This window comes from Terrisporobacter othiniensis (assembly GCF_000808015.1).
Taxonomy (GTDB): Bacteria; Bacillota; Clostridia; order Peptostreptococcales; family Peptostreptococcaceae; genus Terrisporobacter; species Terrisporobacter muris.
Genome location: NZ_JWHR01000060.1, coordinates 1 through 15,431, shown reverse-complemented (window position 1 = coordinate 15,431; position 15,431 = coordinate 1). Strand labels below are relative to the sequence as shown.

The following is a 15,431-nucleotide window of genomic DNA, read 5'->3' as shown; positions in this document are numbered from 1 at the left end:
TAATATTAGCTGCATAAATGAGGAAATATATTTATAAGAAATATACTCTTTATTATTTATAGGAAGAGTTTGTACTAAACTATTAACTTTTTTATAGTTCTCATCAGTATCCAAACTGTAATAGAAAACTAATATTAAAGCTCCCATATTAAATACCATATTTCCAAAAACAAATAGCATAAATAAAGCTATAAATATGTACGACTTATAATAACCTTTTAAAAATTTCAAATCGAATTTCAATAATTTCTTTATATCAGTCATTACCTCTTCCCCTTACTAAGTATTAATATATCTTCCATTTTAGGTCTTTCGTATAAAACTTCTTCCCCAAATACATCTTGAACTTCTATTTTATTATTTGAAATACCTCTAAATCCAAATTCATTTTCTGTTACATATTGGAATACTTCCTCTGTCTCTTCATTTAATAATTCTTTTCTTCCTTTTACAATTACATAGTTATTCCTTATATTTTCGATATCTTCATTAAAAATGATTTTGCCTTTATCCATTGCTATAAAATAGTCTCCTATTTTATCTAAATCACTAGTTATATGAGTACAATAAATAAGTGTAGACAAATCTTTTTCCATTTGTAATTGAAGAACTTGTAAAAACTCCCCTCTAAATATAGGATCTAAATTTGCTGTAGGCTCATCTAAAATTATTAATTTGGGATGATAAGATAAAATCATAGCTAAATCAAACTTAACTTTTTGTCCTTTTGATAGATTTTTATATTTTTCTTGTAAATTTAAGTTAAAATCTTCAATATAATCTCTAAATAATTTTTCATCCCAGTTTTTATAAAATATACTTATGCTTGATTTTATATCTTCTAGTGTGAAATCTACTGGATATAAAGTTTCATGCCCTAAATATCCTATTAATTCCTTAATATGTTTTTTATTTTTGTCAAAGTCTTCACCAAAAATTTTTATTTTACCATAATCTTGGTTTAGTATATTCATTATTAATTTCATTAAGGTTGTTTTACCTGCTCCATTTGTCCCTATAATGCCAGTGACAAATCCTTCTTTTATCTCTAAACTATCTATATGTAATTTAAAATCACCCATAGATTTTTCTAAATTTTTAATTTCTACTGCATTCATAATGTCCCCCACTTAATCTGTTAGATTATATAATTCTTTAAAAATTTCCATTGCCTCATCCAAGGATATATCTAATTCTTTTGCTCTCTTCACTATTTCTTCTAATTTATTCTCCCATTCATATATGGCTAGTTGTCTCATTTTTTCTGTATTCTTTGCTGAAACAAAGCTACCTTTTGATGGAACGGTCTCTATATATCCTTCACTTTCTAAAATCTCATAGGACTTTTTTACAGTGATTATACTTACCTTAATCTCTCTTGCTAAAGTCCTAATTGATGGCAAGGGTTGTCCAGGTAATAAATTTTTAGAAACAATCTGAGATATAATTTGATTTTTTATTTGCTCATAAAGAGCTATTGGCGATGAATCTGAAACTATTATATCCATATTTTATCCTCTCCGTTATATTCTGTGTATATCATTCATATACAGAATATAACAATTTGCATCCAAATGTCAATAATCTTTTAAAAATAAAATTTTTCCTTCTCTTCTGATACATCTGTTTCTCCATTTTAATAGATTAAATTTTATATTTTATCAACAAACCATATAAAATACTACGAAACAAAACTAATTAAACATTTTCATTATAACTTTTAAAACAAAATTTAATGCTAATTTCCTTACAATAAAAAAAGGAATTGCAAAATCATTTGCAATTCCTTTTTTATATTAATCCATAAATTCAATTTCTTTAACATTACTTTTATTAATAGAGAAATTACTTCCCAAGTCTCTACCAAATAAAACTAATGTTGGTACTTGATTACCTTCATTAAAATCTTCCATCCAACCTATTAAAGCACTAAAGTTTCTGACGTTACTTTCTTCTACTATTCTTTCAAAATTATTTTTATATAATATCCTTACTCTATCTTTTCTCAATTGTCTCATCTCCTAATTAGCTTGATTAAATAACATTATAATTTTCTTTTTTCAATACCTCAACTGATTTATTAATATTACCCTGTTTTATAAGTATGTAATCTGTATCATAAGTTGATATGGCAAATATAGATATATTATTTTCAGACATAATATTGGCAATTTTAGCAAGTATCCCTACTAATGAAAAACCTAGTGGTCCTTCTATTTTTAATATTCTCCAATTGCCTTCATATTTTATACCTTGTCTTACATTTTTTTCTTCACAAACTATCGATAACTCCTCTTCTGTTTTTGTTATTGATAAAAAATCTCCACTTAATGCCCATACTGGAATTTCCTCACCTTTACTCAGCGAGCATACTGCATAAGTTTTATCCAACACTCTTAACGTTAAATTTCTATCTGTCATTTTCATCACCCCTTTTAAATATTATTAATAATATTAACATAACACAATTTAACTTCATAAGTTAGAAGAAGATATAAATTTAATGTAAATGGGGGATTATTATGTCTGATTCTAATAATAAAGTTGTTGTTGATAGTGTCTCTGCAAATATAGTTGATAAACACTCCCAAGATAAAGCCATTTTAGTAGGAGTTTTTCCTTATGAAAATAGCTCCTATAGTCAAAACCTTGAATTAGTTGTGAAGCCTGATGTTGGATACCCAGTTAAAATACAATTACCTTATTCAGGTTATGATATGCAACTGTTTTGCGGAGATTTCACGAATGATGGTAAAGATGAGATTATGGTAAGAGGTAGCTTTGGTGGTTCTGGAGGATTTGAAATTGGAGTAATTTATAAATTTGATAAAAATGAAATTAGAGAAATTTTTAACCAAAATGATATTTCAAAAAATAATTCTTGCAGTGCAAAATTTAAGGATAATTATAAAGTTCATGTTAATTGTGGTGAAAAGAAATACTCTATTAATCTTGCAACTAGACCAAAAGATTATCTCCAATTGGCTTATGATGATGAAGGTAAGGTTCTTCCTGGCGTGGAAGCTTACGTAGATGCTCCCAATACTCTTTTTCCAATAAAAGATGTAGATAATAGTTACTATGAACTACTTATACAACAAAGAATAGTTGGTGTTGTAAACGCAGATACTTTGGGCATTATTCAAACTCTTTGTAATTTCTTAGATAATAAGTTTCATGTAGTTACTAAAGGATTGTACTTTACATTAGACTCTGACAACAAAGAAAATTAGTCAAAATTCAAGGTTGAACTACTATTTAGTCCAACCTTTTTCTTTATTATAAAATACTAAACTTCTCTATTTACTTTTAATTTAATAAAACTTATAACAAAAAATATAATTGATAAAATAACCATTGCACTTAAATATATGTTTATACTAGTTAAGCTATTAGTTCTTTGTAGATTTTCGATACAAATATAAACCCATCTGGTTGGCATAAATTGACCTATCGTTTGTAAATTTCCTGGCATTATATGAAAATCCCAAAACACTCCACTTAACATACAGCAAGGAACCATTATAAGTACATTCACTATGCCAGAGGTATATCTACTCCTAATAAAAGTAACTATACATAAATTAAAACTTAGAGCAACAAGATTTAGAAGTAGCATAACAATTAAAAAATTCAAGGTATTTTCCATTCCAAAATCTATTCTAAAAATTTTTGACAATACATAGTAAATTAAAATTGTTATAGATGACATTATATAAAAAACAAAAACCAACGAAAGATAATATTTCCATTTACTTATTCCCGAACTAAGTATTCTTGTTTTTGTTTTATTTTCCTCATCTTCAATTAAAAAATTAGCAATATTTCCTCCAACAATAAATATAACAAATATGATTAATCCCAATGAATTTTCTATTTTTGGTCTTTCTTCATCCACATCATTTAAACTAAGTCTCGTAGTTTTGTCATTATAATCCTGGTTTATTTCTTTGAATTTATTTATATCTTTGTTACTCATTTTTGCAATCATAGATAAGTCTTCACACTTCAACTCTACCATAGTTTTAACTACTGATTTAACATCACTTTCATTAATAGATTTTATCTTTATTTCATTTTCTTCTGAACTTAGTAGCTTATTTTGAAAATCATCATCTATAATTATAGCCATCTGGATCTGCTCGGTTATCAATAAAATTTTATAATCCTCAGCTTTTATTTCTACACTTTCAATATCTTCTAAATCATCAATAGTTTTTATTATTTCCTTTGATGTATAGGAGTTATCATTATCTATTACTCCCACCTTAAATTTGTACTCTCCTCCAAACTCGAAACTAAAAAATACTATTATAAAGGCAGGTATAATAATTCCAACTATTATGTAGCTTTTCTTTTTCATCAATACCTTCATAGTGTTTATTATTAATCTAATCAAAACTTCCACCTACCTTTAGTTTTGATATTAAATTTCCTATGATTAACATTAAAACTGATAAACCTAAGGATATACATATTGAAATAATATAATATTTTGTTTGCACATTATAAGATAAACCAAGTAAAGATATATTTGCCCAATAGCTTGGCATAATTTGTGCAAGAAAACTAGTTACTCTTACTGATTTTATTAAACACATAGGTACATAAGAACCACCTAAAAATCCCATGATTATAATTAATATATTGTTGACTGTATAAGCAGTTTTTTGATCTGAAAAAATCATGGACATAAATATTCCAAGTACGGAGCTAAAAACTACAAGACTCATTAATACCATGAAAATATATGGTAAATTTTCTCCCCAATTTACCTTTAAAAACTTAGTACTACTTATGTAAACTATAATTATTTGTAGCACTCCTACAATTATTCCTAATGCTATTTTCGACAATAATATATTGATTTTTTTTGTGTTTGAAACTTTAAGTCTTGTCATTGTATGTAAGAATCTCTCCTTATACATGGCCGTGGAAGTAAGACTGGATATGTATAAAATTATTAGCACCAGTATGGCAAAGGTGTAATAAGTAAAAGAGTTTACTTCTTTTGCATTTATACCTTCATTTATTAAAAATATTTTTATTTCATAATCCAGGACATTTTTTATTTGTTGTGGATTTGATTTGTAGATTGACTGTAAAAATGTATATTTTTTCATATATTGCTCATATAAATTTCTAAATACTTTACTTTCTGTACTTTCTTTTTTTTCATTTCTGAAATAATTAATATCATTATCATAAATATCAATAAAACAAATTGCCTTATTATTATTTACATCTCTTGTAGCTTCATTATAATTACTATTTTCTATAAACTTAACATTTGTGTTTTTTTCAAAATGAATCATAAAATCATAGAAGCGTTGCAAATCCTGCTCATTTTCAATTGGTGCATTTACCCTATAATATATAATTTTATCATTAAATATATCTTTCTCCATTCCCATAAGTCCATTTAGGGACTTCCCCATTACAAAAATAAGGATTACTGGGAATATAAGCATAATAATTACATCGCTTTTACTTCTAAAAAATTGTATAATTTCTTTTTTTATAAGAGTTAATAAAATCAAATTTATCCTCCTTATCTACTAATTTCTTAGCTTTTTCCCAGTAAGATTTAAAAACACATTTTCTAATGTGGGCAACTCATTTTTTATACTTTCTATTACTCCACCATTATTAAAAATAGTATTTACCAGCTTTTGCAAGATGTTAATATCCTTTGAATAAGAGCATTTTATCTCTCTGCCATTAATGCTTACATAATTAACTCCATCTATTTTTTGAATATTATTTTCAATATTATCTATTTTATTTTTTAGAATAATAATATAAGTATTATTTTTTATTAGATTATTTTTAAGATATTTAGAGCTTCCCTTTGCGATAATTTTACCTCTGTCTAATATACAAATTTCATCACATATTTCTTCTATTTCCTCCATATAATGAGAGGTATAAATTATACTAACTCCCTCGCTTTTCAGTTTTCTAACTGATTCTAATATATGATTTCTTGATTGAGGGTCTATACCAACTGTAGGCTCATCCATAATAATAAGTTTTGGTGTATGAGCTATAGCACAAGCCAGATGTAATCTTCTCATCATACCTCCAGAAAATTCTTCTGCTTTTTTATTTCTACAATCATTAAGACCCACAAACTCTAAGGACCTTTCCACCCTTCTTTTTAACTCTCTGCCTTTGTAAGAATATAGTGAACAAAAAAACGAAATATTTTCATAGGCTGTAAAGCTAGGGTATATGGCAATATCTTGTGTTAAAATACCCATGTTTTTCTTATACTTATTTATATTTGTTACTTCTTCCTCAAAAACAATTTTTCCCCTGTCTTGCTTCTCAATTCCAGCAATTATTTTAATAAGAGTACTTTTACCTGCTCCATTTGGTCCTAGTAATCCATATATTTCTCCCTCTTTTATAGAGAAACTCACACCTTTTATTGCCTCTGTTTTATTATAAGATTTATGCACATCTTTTACCTGGAGAATATACATTGTCATCCTCCTTTATTTTTTGATTAAGTTAATATTTATTTCTTTTATATTTACAGCATTATCAAATTTCCTTCTTACACAGGCTTTTTCACATGAAATCTCTTCACAATTAATACAAGGATTTACTTTGTGCTGGTTTAATAATTTTCTTCCACCATAGAAATTTCCAACAGATAATTTTCTATTTATATCTCTTATTGGAACATTGTTCTTACATGCACTTTCACAAGTTGGATTCATACAATATTGACACTTCATAGCTAATTTTCCTATTTTATCCTCCAACTCATCATAACTTAATTTTAAACTTTCACCTCTATATGGATTTTCAACTATTCTTACATAATCTTTTTTAATATCTTTATTTTCATATTCTTTCATATGATGCTCTCTTAAAATCAAGTTTGCAGCACTTATTCCTGATACAGTAACGGCAGGCGTTCCAGTTCCCATAACTGTAGATTCTCCACAATTATAAAGACCTTCTATATCTCCCTTAGTTTTCAATCTTTTCATCATATGTTGACCTAGCTGTTGCTTTGGTCCTGCGACAGCACCTTTTTCCTTCATAACTAAATTTTCTAAAGTTGCTGGTGTACTTAATTCCACATAAGATATAGCATCTATAAATCCTGGAAATCTTTTTTCTAATACTTGTAGCATCCTATTTTTTTCAATGGCTTTTTTATTTAAATAGTCAACATCATGATAATCTTTATCTAATCCAACTGGCCATGGCTTAAATGAAGGTCCTATTGCCATAATTGTGTGATATCCCCTTGGACAAAGGGTATAATCATCTTTACTTAATATATAAACAGTTATTTCTCCTTCATCAATTTTTTTAGAGTTACTAATTAACATTTCTATTGGCAAAGTATCCTCAGGTATTACTCTCTCTTCTACTAATGCAAATAAAACTAGAGATGGATAGGTAGATATTAAGGAATTTGCCCATTTTCTATTTTTCTTACATAAATTTTTATCAATTAAACTATTATATAGATTCCATACATTTCCCGAATTAATTACTATTTTACTTTTAATAACTTGATTATCATCCAACCTTACGCCTATAACTTTATTATTGTCTACTAAAATCTTCTCTACTTTCTTGTTGTAAATCATCTCTCCTTTATTTTCTTCTATAACTTTTTCTAGCTTTCCTACTAAATTTAACGTTGATCCAGCAGGATAATAGCTTCCTCCAAAGTGATTATCTACAAACATTACAGAGGACAATATAGCTGGTGTTTCATAAACATTTGTATAACAATAAGTTGAAGTAAGCTTGTCAAAAAAATCAAAAACTTCTTTAGTCTCAAAGTATTTTTTTAATAAATACTCTGTATTTTTATTCATAAACCCTAAAAATTTCATATATGCTTTTGGATGGCTTTTTAATTGCATTAACCCTTGCTCTTTTGTCACTACATCTGGTGTGGTGAATGTAGGTTGCTTAGCTATAACTTTTAAATATAAATCTGATAAATCATTATAAAACTTCTTAAAATTCTTCTTTTCTTCAGGAAAAATTTTGCCCAATTCATCAGTAAACTTGTTAATATCTTCGTGAAAAATAATTCTTTTTCCCTTAAAGTTAATACAATACAATTCATCATGTTTTATTATATCTATAGGTTCTTCCAAAGCATTGAAAACAAATCTATGTGGATTAAATCCAATCTTTCCAAATCCATAAATCATAGCAGCGCCTTGTTCAAAAATTACATCTTTTCTTTTGAAAATCCCACAAGATCCACCTGGTTTAAACTGTGCATCAACCACAGTTACATCAAATCCCCTCTTAGCGAGAAGGGCTGCTGATGTAAGTCCAGAAAGACCTGCTCCTATAACAATAACTTCACTTTCCATAAATATAAATCTCCTTCTACTTTTATGTACTATTAATATTTATGAAATTTCAAATTTGTCTATTACTATTAAACATAATAAAATCCCCAGCATAGTTTATATACTAGGGATTTTTTAGTTATATCTTAATAGAATCCTAATTCTTATTTATTTTTTGTCTTACTAAAAGTACTTTTTATTAATTGATTCACTGCAATGACTATTAAAAATGTAATATTTATTATTATATATATTAAAGTAATTAATAAAAATAAAATACTGACCATTGAATCTCTTATTTGGAGATATTTTTGTTATCGACTACCAAAGTTAATTTTTATTTTAATCTCAAGTTATAAACGGTATAAAAAATCTGCTTCTACTCTAAAAAGTCCCTTATCATGTAAAATCACATATCAAGGGACTTCTAAATTTATTTAATTTAAAATTCTATGCAGTTACTTCATTTGAATCAGATTTAGCATTTGAACCTTTTGACTTAACAAAGAATCCTATTACTGATGCAATAAGTACCGGTACTATCCAATTAAATCCTAATGAATCTAATGGAAAACTATGTATTAGAGGAACTTTCACTCCAAAACTACCCATTATATTTAATATACTCATAAATAATGCTGTATATGTTGCAAATTTAAATACATTATCATTTTTTATAAATTGTCCTAATAAAGTATACACTACTAGCACTATTGTTGGTGGATATATTACTGTTAGTATTGGAGCTGAAAATTTAATTATTGAATCAACTCCGAAATTAGAAACTACTAAACTGAATAAACATACTCCTGTTACTATTGCTTCATATTTTATCTTATCATTTGAAAGCTTTGAGAAATATTGACCAGTTGCTGATGTTAAACCTATTGCTGTTGTTAAACATGCAAGTGTTACTATTAATCCTAATATAACTTTACCTGGGAATCCTAATAACATATCTGTTATAGAAACTATTAATCCAGCTTGTGATACATTTGAATCAAACATAGTTGATACTGTTGCTCCAAGGTATGTAAGTCCACCATAAACTATGAATAATCCTGCTCCTGCTATTAATCCTGCTTTAAATGTTATACTTATTTTTTCTTCTTGTTTTGTGTATCCTTTGTTAGCTATACTTGTGAATATTACAGCTGATAAAGATACTGCTCCTAGAGCATCCAATGTTTGATACCCTTGAAATATTCCTTCTGAGAATACGCCATCTATTGTTGCTGGCTCTATACGTCCTAAAGGATTAACTACTCCCATACCTATTAATACTAATAATGAAATTAAAAGTGCTGGTGTCAGATAAGATCCTATTATATCAACAACCTTTGATGGTCTTATAGTTAGTAATAATGTCACGCCGAAGAATATTATTGAGAATATTATTGAGTTAAAGCCACTAAATATTGGTTGAATACCCATTTCAAATGTTGTTGCTGCAGTTCTTGGTATGGCAAGAAGTGGTCCTATACAAATCATTATTGCACATGCTAAGACAATCGATATTTTATGCCCAGCTCGTGAAAATATTTTCCCAACCTCTCCATTACATCTTGCTATTGCAAGTATAGCCAATAGAGATAAACCTACATCTGCTAGTATAAATCCTGTAAATCCAGTTAACCAACTACTTCCAGTTATCAGTCCTAAAAATGGTGGGAAGATTAAATTCCCTGCCCCGAAAAACATTGCAAACAATGCAAAACCTGTTATTATAATATCTTTATTCGTTTTTTTCATTGTGACCTCCTGATTCCCCCTAAATATTTTGTTCTATACCTGGATTATATACGACATATATTTGAATAGTCAATAAAATTATAATTTTCTGTATATTCAAATTATAATAGCCATATAAAATTGAATATTTATATTAAAAACAAAGTAATTTTCAGAAAATTAAGATTAATATTTATATTCTAAATAATTTCTGTGTTTTTTTTCGATTTTTTTCATAAAAAAAGATTCGTCAAAATGTCCAAATCTTTTTTTTAACACACATTTATTATAACGCAATAAATTTTACATACATAATTGTTTAATATATATAAATTCTTCAATAGTTTTCTTTTACATTTTCTTCCTAGATATTTTTCTGAAATATAATTTTTTTTTCTGAAGCCTGTTTTTTCAAGGTTTGTAGATTAACACACCCGGTAAACGTTTTCTCATTTTCATAAAATAATTACTATAATTCGTGAAAATTCTCTATTCTTATTATATACTATCACTTTGTTAAAAAAAATATTTAAAACTTCCCTTTTGACTACACTTTTTGTAGACATACCTAATATATTTTCTTTTTAATATAAACTATAATTAGAAAACGATTGCAAGGCGATTTTTAATCAATTTTAATAGTAAAAACATTAAATAAAGCCCCTTAGACTATAAAATATAGTACTAAGAGGCTTTTATATTTAATCTATCACTACTAAGCAGTCATCTCTCCAGATTCAGAGTTCAATTTAGATCTACTTGATTTCACAAAAAATCCTATTACTGATGCAATAATTACAGGTACCACCCAGTTAAATCCTAATGAATATAATGGTAAATTATTTATTAGCGGAATCTTTACACCAAAATCACTAATTATATTCAGTATACTTATAAATAGTGCTGCATAAGTTCCAAATTTGAACACATTATCATTTTTAATAAATTCACCAAATAGTGTAAATACTACTAAAACTATTGTTGGTGGGTATACAAATGTTAATATAGGAGCTGAAAATTGTATTATTTTATCGACTCCAAAATTAGATACAACTAAACTAAATAAACATACTACTGTAACTATAGTTTCATATTTTACTTTATTATTTGTAAGTTTAGAGAAATATTGTCCAGTTGCTGATGTTAAACCTATAGCTGTTGTTAAACATGCAAGCATTACAATTATTCCTAGTATAACTTTTCCAGGGAATCCTAATAACATTTCTGTTATAGACACAATTAATCCTGCTTGTGATACATTTGATTCAAATAATCCTGATACTGTTGCACCAAGATATGTCAATCCACCGTAAACTACTAGTAATCCTGCACCTGCTACTAATCCTGCTTTAAATGTCATACTGACTTGTTCTTTCTGTTTTGTATATCCTTTGTTAGCAATACTTGTTATAATTACTGCTCCTAAAGAAACCGCTCCTAGGGCATCTAATGTTTGATATCCTTGGAATACTCCTTCAGAAAATACTCCATCTATTGTTGATGGTTGAATCTCTCCTAAAGGGTTAAATATTCCCATTCCTATTAATACTAATAATGCAATTAAAAGGGCTGGTGTTAAGTAAGATCCTATTATATCAACAACCTTTGATGGTTTTATTGTTAATAATAATGTTGCACCAAAGAATATTATTGAAAATACTATTGAATTAAAACCACTAAATATTGGTTGAATTCCCATCTCAAATGTTGTAGCTGCTGTTCTTGGTATAGCAAGAAGTGGCCCTATGCAAATCATTATTGCACATCCTAATGCAATAGATAATTTATGTCCTGCTCTTGAGAAAATTTTACCAACTTCTCCATCACATTTTGCTATTGCAAGTATTGCAAGTAATGATAAACCTACATCTGCTAATATAAATCCTGTAAATCCATTTAACCAACTGTTACCTGTTATAAGTCCTAAAAATGGCGGAAATAATAAATTTCCTGCTCCGAAAAACATTGCAAATAATGCAAATCCTACTATTATGATATCTTTATTTGTCTTATTCATTGTGACCTCCTTATTCCCCTTCCTCTTTTGTTTCATATATGTATTATATACGAAATATGTTTGAATAGTCAATAAAATTATAATTTTCTGTATATTCAAATTATAAAAAACATATAATCACTTATAATTTATATTAAAAGCAAAGTATTTTTAAGATAAATTATAATATATATTTATATTATTAATCATTTATATAGTATATTTTCGATTTTTTTCATCAAAAAAAGATTTGGCAGCATATCCAAATCTTTTTAATACCTTTATAATAGCTTTCACCACAAATCTATTTAATATATATAAATCCTTTAGTAGATTTTACTTCTACTTGTTTACCTAAATAAACTTCTAATGCATCCGAATATTTTTCAAAATCTATTTTTCCAAGACCTATAGGGCACCATATTTTATAAACGTTCTCTTCTTTTTGCAAAATTGTTTCTACTACCTTTGGATATTCTTTATCCTTATTGCAAAGTCCCACTTTGTTAAAAAATATATCTAATGGGGACTTTTCTTCTTCTTTTCTAAATGCTTTTACTACAATTTCTCCAGTTGCCCAAATACCATCAAATATTATTTGAAGTAAATTTCCATCACTGCTCATTTAATCTCCTCCTATTTTAAATTCTCATTAACTTTCATAACACTTTTCCTTCACTTCTAAATTTTCATAATACGTTTTTATATTTCTACAATAATTGGAAAATGATCTGAATAAAATACTTCATCAACTTCATATGATTTTATATTTATTATTTTACTTACAAAAACATAATCAATCCTGGATATTTTAAAAGTTGGATAAAAATCCTTACACAAGTATTGAGCCACATCTTTATATGAAACTAAACTAATATTTTTCTCATTAAAATCACCACAAATCACAATATTTTTCTTTTGCATTTTTGCAAAATCTAAAATTTCACTTATTTGAGTTTTCCTTTCGTCATTATCTAACCCCAAGTGAGTATTTATAAAAATTTCATCACCTATATCTATACTCAATAGTCCTCTTTGCTCCTTTTTGCTACTTAATAATACATGTTCACTACGAGCTATTTTATTTTTACTTAGTATACATATTCCAAATTTCATCTTCTTATTATTTACATGCAATCCAAATACCCCATCCATTTTTAACAGCTTTTTCATGAGCTTAAATTGATAATATAAAACTTCCTGAAGACAAATAACATCACAATCCAAAGATTTTAAGTAATCTATAAGTTGAAATAAAGTTACCCTTCTAAATTCATCTGTACCTTTATGTATGTTTAAACAAATTAACTTCAAATTTTATCACCCCAATTATATTTTCCATTACAAAATAATATTCATAAATTATTATAATTATCCTTTTATTCTAAAAATTTTTACATAATAAAAAGAAGACAAATAAATTGTCTTCTCCGTAAATAGAATTATCTATATATTTTATTATAATATTAAAGCTTATAGTATCTTCAAGACTAGAATCTAAAGTCTCTTTCTCCATTTGATATTTTAACTAATCTTTCTTCCACTATATTTCTTACTTTATCTTTAGGTATTTTTTTAACTTCTTTTGAAATTAATTCTTCTCCTACTTGTTTTGTATTATCACTTGCATAATCTTCTAAGTACTCTTTTAATGTCATAAGTGCATTTGGTTGGCAACAATTTGCTATTTGTCCACTTTTACATAGCGACATAAATCTGTCCCCTGTTCTTCCCTCTCTGTAACAAGCAGTACAAAAACTTGGAATATAGTTCATATCTAATAACCAGTTAACAACTTCATCTAAAGTTCTATCATCATCTACGTCAAATTGTGCACTCGTAACTTCTTCACTAATCCCTTCTGCTCTATCTGCATATCCTCCAACACTTGTTGATGATGCGCCGCTTATTTGTGAGACTCCTAAATGTAGTACTTTTTCTCTAGTTTTTTGAGATTCTCTTGTTGAAACTATCATTCCCGTATAAGGAACAGCTAACCTAATTATAGCAACTATTTTTTGGAATATTTCATCCGATAGTGCATCTGGAAAATCAGAAACATCTATATCTTCTGCAGGACGAAGTCTTGGTACACTTATAGTATGTGGTCCCACTCCAAACCTTGCTTCTAAATGCTCTGCATGCATTAATATTCCTACCAACTCATACTTATATGTGCTAAGTCCATATAATACGCCAAGGCCAACGTCATCTATACCACCTTCCATTGCTCTATCATGTGCTTCTGTATGATAAGCATAGTCATGCTTTGGTCCTGTTGGGTGAAGTTTTTCGTATGATTCTTTATTGTATGTTTCTTGGAACAATATATATGTACCAATACCTGCTTCTTTTAATTTTCTATAATCTTCTACAGTGGTAGCTGCTATATTTACATTCACCCTACGGATAGCTCCATTTTTATGCTTTATACTGTATATAGTTTTTATAGATTCAAGTATATATTCTAAAGGATTATTTTTTGGGTCTTCTCCAGTTTCTAAAGCAAGCCTTTTATGTCCTAAATCTTGCAATGCAATTACTTCTCTTTTTATTTCTTCTTGAGTTAATTTCTTTCTAGCTATTGTTTTATTTTTTAAATGGTATGGACAATAAACACATCCATTTATACAGTAATTTGACAAGTATAGAGGTGCAAACATTACTATACGATTACCATAGAATCTTTTTTTTATGTCTTCTGCCATTTTAAACATTCTATCAATTAATTCTTCATCTTCACATTCAAGTAATATAGCAGCTTCTCTGTGAGTTAATCCTTTAGCTCTATTTGCTTTGTCTAGTATTCCTTCAATTAATTCCTTATTTCCTTTATTCGCGTTTGCATACTCTAAACTTTCTAAAATCTCCTCATGATTGATAAATTCCTCTGCTTTACTTGATTTTGGATCATAAATCATACTACTTTTCCTCCTAAAAATGTTTTTGCTGACAAATTAGAAGACATATATAATAAGTAAAAAACCTTCGCCAATGGCAAAGGTCATCATGAACTTAATATATAACCATCTTTTTACTTAAGATAAGTCTTAGTAATCAGACTAATTTTATATTATGATTACCTTTCCCCTCAGATGATACTTTAGGGTCAGCTCACTTAAATAGTAGCACAAATTCACTTATTTTGATTAGATTTTTTAATTTTTTATTACGATAAAAATTTCTTACATAAAAAAACACCCCCTTATCGTTTATGAAGTGAACCCTTTACACAGGAATAAATAAAACAACCTCTTTTGAAACATACTATATGTATGATTTTAAAGGAGGTTATTTTATTATGAGTACAAGAGTACACTACTCACCAGAAATAAAATGGAAAGCTATAGATATGAAATTAA

General features: G+C 27.5%; 15 protein-coding genes. 1 reads left to right on the top strand and 14 read right to left on the bottom strand.

Features of this window, described 5'->3' with window-relative positions:
* The 5 genes from QX51_RS05720 to QX51_RS05700 all read right to left on the bottom strand — a co-directional run.
* The coding region (locus QX51_RS05720) for an ABC-2 transporter permease (RefSeq protein ID WP_039678947.1) at positions 1-264 on the bottom strand (264 nt) is incomplete at its 3' end.
* Positions 264-1,118 carry an ABC transporter ATP-binding protein gene (locus tag QX51_RS05715; protein WP_039678946.1) on the bottom strand — a complete coding sequence of 285 codons (855 nt, stop codon included), beginning with the start codon at positions 1,116-1,118 and terminating at the stop codon, positions 264-266. The genes QX51_RS05720 and QX51_RS05715, both read right to left, overlap by 1 nt.
* A gap of 12 nt (positions 1,119-1,130) precedes the next feature.
* A complete protein-coding gene (locus QX51_RS05710; RefSeq protein WP_039678945.1) occupies positions 1,131-1,508 on the bottom strand; it encodes a GntR family transcriptional regulator in 378 nt (125 codons plus the stop codon).
* Between the two features lie 288 nt (positions 1,509-1,796).
* A complete protein-coding gene (locus QX51_RS05705; protein ID WP_039678944.1) occupies positions 1,797-2,009 on the bottom strand; it encodes a hypothetical protein in 213 nt (70 codons plus the stop codon).
* Positions 2,010-2,034: 25 nt separating this feature from the next.
* Positions 2,035-2,421: an ACT domain-containing protein gene (locus QX51_RS05700; protein WP_039678943.1), complete on the bottom strand. Its 387-nt coding sequence runs from the start codon at positions 2,419-2,421 to the stop codon at positions 2,035-2,037.
* 101 nt (positions 2,422-2,522) lie between these two features.
* Here QX51_RS05700 and QX51_RS05695 point away from each other — a divergent pair, with 101 nt between their 5' ends.
* Entirely contained in the window at positions 2,523-3,233 is a 711-nt protein-coding gene (locus QX51_RS05695) for a YybI family spore inner coat protein (RefSeq protein WP_039678942.1), read from the top strand.
* Between the two features lie 56 nt (positions 3,234-3,289).
* Here the strand turns inward: QX51_RS05695 and QX51_RS05690 are convergent, their stop codons facing one another.
* From QX51_RS05690 to hydG, 9 genes are all read right to left on the bottom strand, one after another.
* Positions 3,290-4,408, bottom strand: coding sequence for an ABC transporter permease (locus QX51_RS05690; RefSeq protein ID WP_039678941.1), 1,119 nt, complete (start codon positions 4,406-4,408; stop codon positions 3,290-3,292).
* A complete protein-coding gene (locus QX51_RS05685) occupies positions 4,392-5,540 on the bottom strand; it encodes an ABC transporter permease (RefSeq protein WP_242842694.1) in 1,149 nt (382 codons plus the stop codon). The genes QX51_RS05690 and QX51_RS05685 overlap by 17 nt, the downstream gene beginning before the upstream one ends.
* An 18-nt stretch (positions 5,541-5,558) precedes the next feature.
* Positions 5,559-6,488 carry an ABC transporter ATP-binding protein gene (locus QX51_RS05680; RefSeq protein WP_039678940.1) on the bottom strand — a complete coding sequence of 310 codons (930 nt, stop codon included), beginning with the start codon at positions 6,486-6,488 and terminating at the stop codon, positions 5,559-5,561.
* Positions 6,489-6,500: 12 nt separating this feature from the next.
* On the bottom strand, positions 6,501-8,363 hold the full coding sequence (locus tag QX51_RS05675) for a phytoene desaturase family protein (protein WP_039678939.1): 1,863 nt from the start codon (positions 8,361-8,363) through the stop codon (positions 6,501-6,503).
* Positions 8,364-8,792: 429 nt separating this feature from the next.
* Positions 8,793-10,094, bottom strand: a complete 1,302-nt coding sequence (gene brnQ, locus QX51_RS05670; RefSeq protein WP_039678938.1) for a branched-chain amino acid transport system II carrier protein — start codon at positions 10,092-10,094, stop codon at positions 8,793-8,795.
* 694 nt (positions 10,095-10,788) lie between these two features.
* Positions 10,789-12,090: a branched-chain amino acid transport system II carrier protein gene (gene brnQ / locus QX51_RS05665; RefSeq protein ID WP_039678937.1), complete on the bottom strand. Its 1,302-nt coding sequence runs from the start codon at positions 12,088-12,090 to the stop codon at positions 10,789-10,791.
* Positions 12,091-12,373: 283 nt separating this feature from the next.
* Positions 12,374-12,694, bottom strand: a complete 321-nt coding sequence (locus tag QX51_RS05660; RefSeq protein WP_039678936.1) for a hypothetical protein — start codon at positions 12,692-12,694, stop codon at positions 12,374-12,376.
* Positions 12,695-12,771: 77 nt separating this feature from the next.
* Positions 12,772-13,383 carry an endonuclease/exonuclease/phosphatase family protein gene (locus QX51_RS05655; RefSeq protein ID WP_039678935.1) on the bottom strand — a complete coding sequence of 204 codons (612 nt, stop codon included), beginning with the start codon at positions 13,381-13,383 and terminating at the stop codon, positions 12,772-12,774.
* Positions 13,384-13,559: 176 nt separating this feature from the next.
* Entirely contained in the window at positions 13,560-14,990 is a 1,431-nt protein-coding gene (gene hydG / locus QX51_RS05650) for a [FeFe] hydrogenase H-cluster radical SAM maturase HydG (protein WP_277613761.1), read from the bottom strand.
* Positions 14,991-15,431: the final 441 nt, after the last annotated feature.

Excerpts from the sequence above, each read along its gene's own strand:
- QX51_RS05715 (WP_039678946.1), bottom strand. The coding sequence starts at position 1,118 with ATGAATGCAGTAGAAATTAAAAATTTAGAAAAATCTATGGGTGATTTT.
- QX51_RS05710 (WP_039678945.1), bottom strand. The coding sequence starts at position 1,508 with ATGGATATAATAGTTTCAGATTCATCGCCAATAGCTCTTTATGAGCAA.
- QX51_RS05700 (WP_039678943.1), bottom strand. The coding sequence starts at position 2,421 with ATGACAGATAGAAATTTAACGTTAAGAGTGTTGGATAAAACTTATGCA.
- QX51_RS05695 (WP_039678942.1), top strand. The coding sequence starts at position 2,523 with ATGTCTGATTCTAATAATAAAGTTGTTGTTGATAGTGTCTCTGCAAAT.
- QX51_RS05680 (WP_039678940.1), bottom strand. The coding sequence starts at position 6,488 with ATGTATATTCTCCAGGTAAAAGATGTGCATAAATCTTATAATAAAACA.
- QX51_RS05675 (WP_039678939.1), bottom strand. The coding sequence starts at position 8,363 with ATGGAAAGTGAAGTTATTGTTATAGGAGCAGGTCTTTCTGGACTTACA.
- brnQ (WP_039678938.1), bottom strand. The coding sequence starts at position 10,094 with ATGAAAAAAACGAATAAAGATATTATAATAACAGGTTTTGCATTGTTT.
- brnQ (WP_039678937.1), bottom strand. The coding sequence starts at position 12,090 with ATGAATAAGACAAATAAAGATATCATAATAGTAGGATTTGCATTATTT.
- QX51_RS05660 (WP_039678936.1), bottom strand. The coding sequence starts at position 12,694 with ATGAGCAGTGATGGAAATTTACTTCAAATAATATTTGATGGTATTTGG.
- hydG (WP_277613761.1), bottom strand. The coding sequence starts at position 14,990 with ATGATTTATGATCCAAAATCAAGTAAAGCAGAGGAATTTATCAATCAT.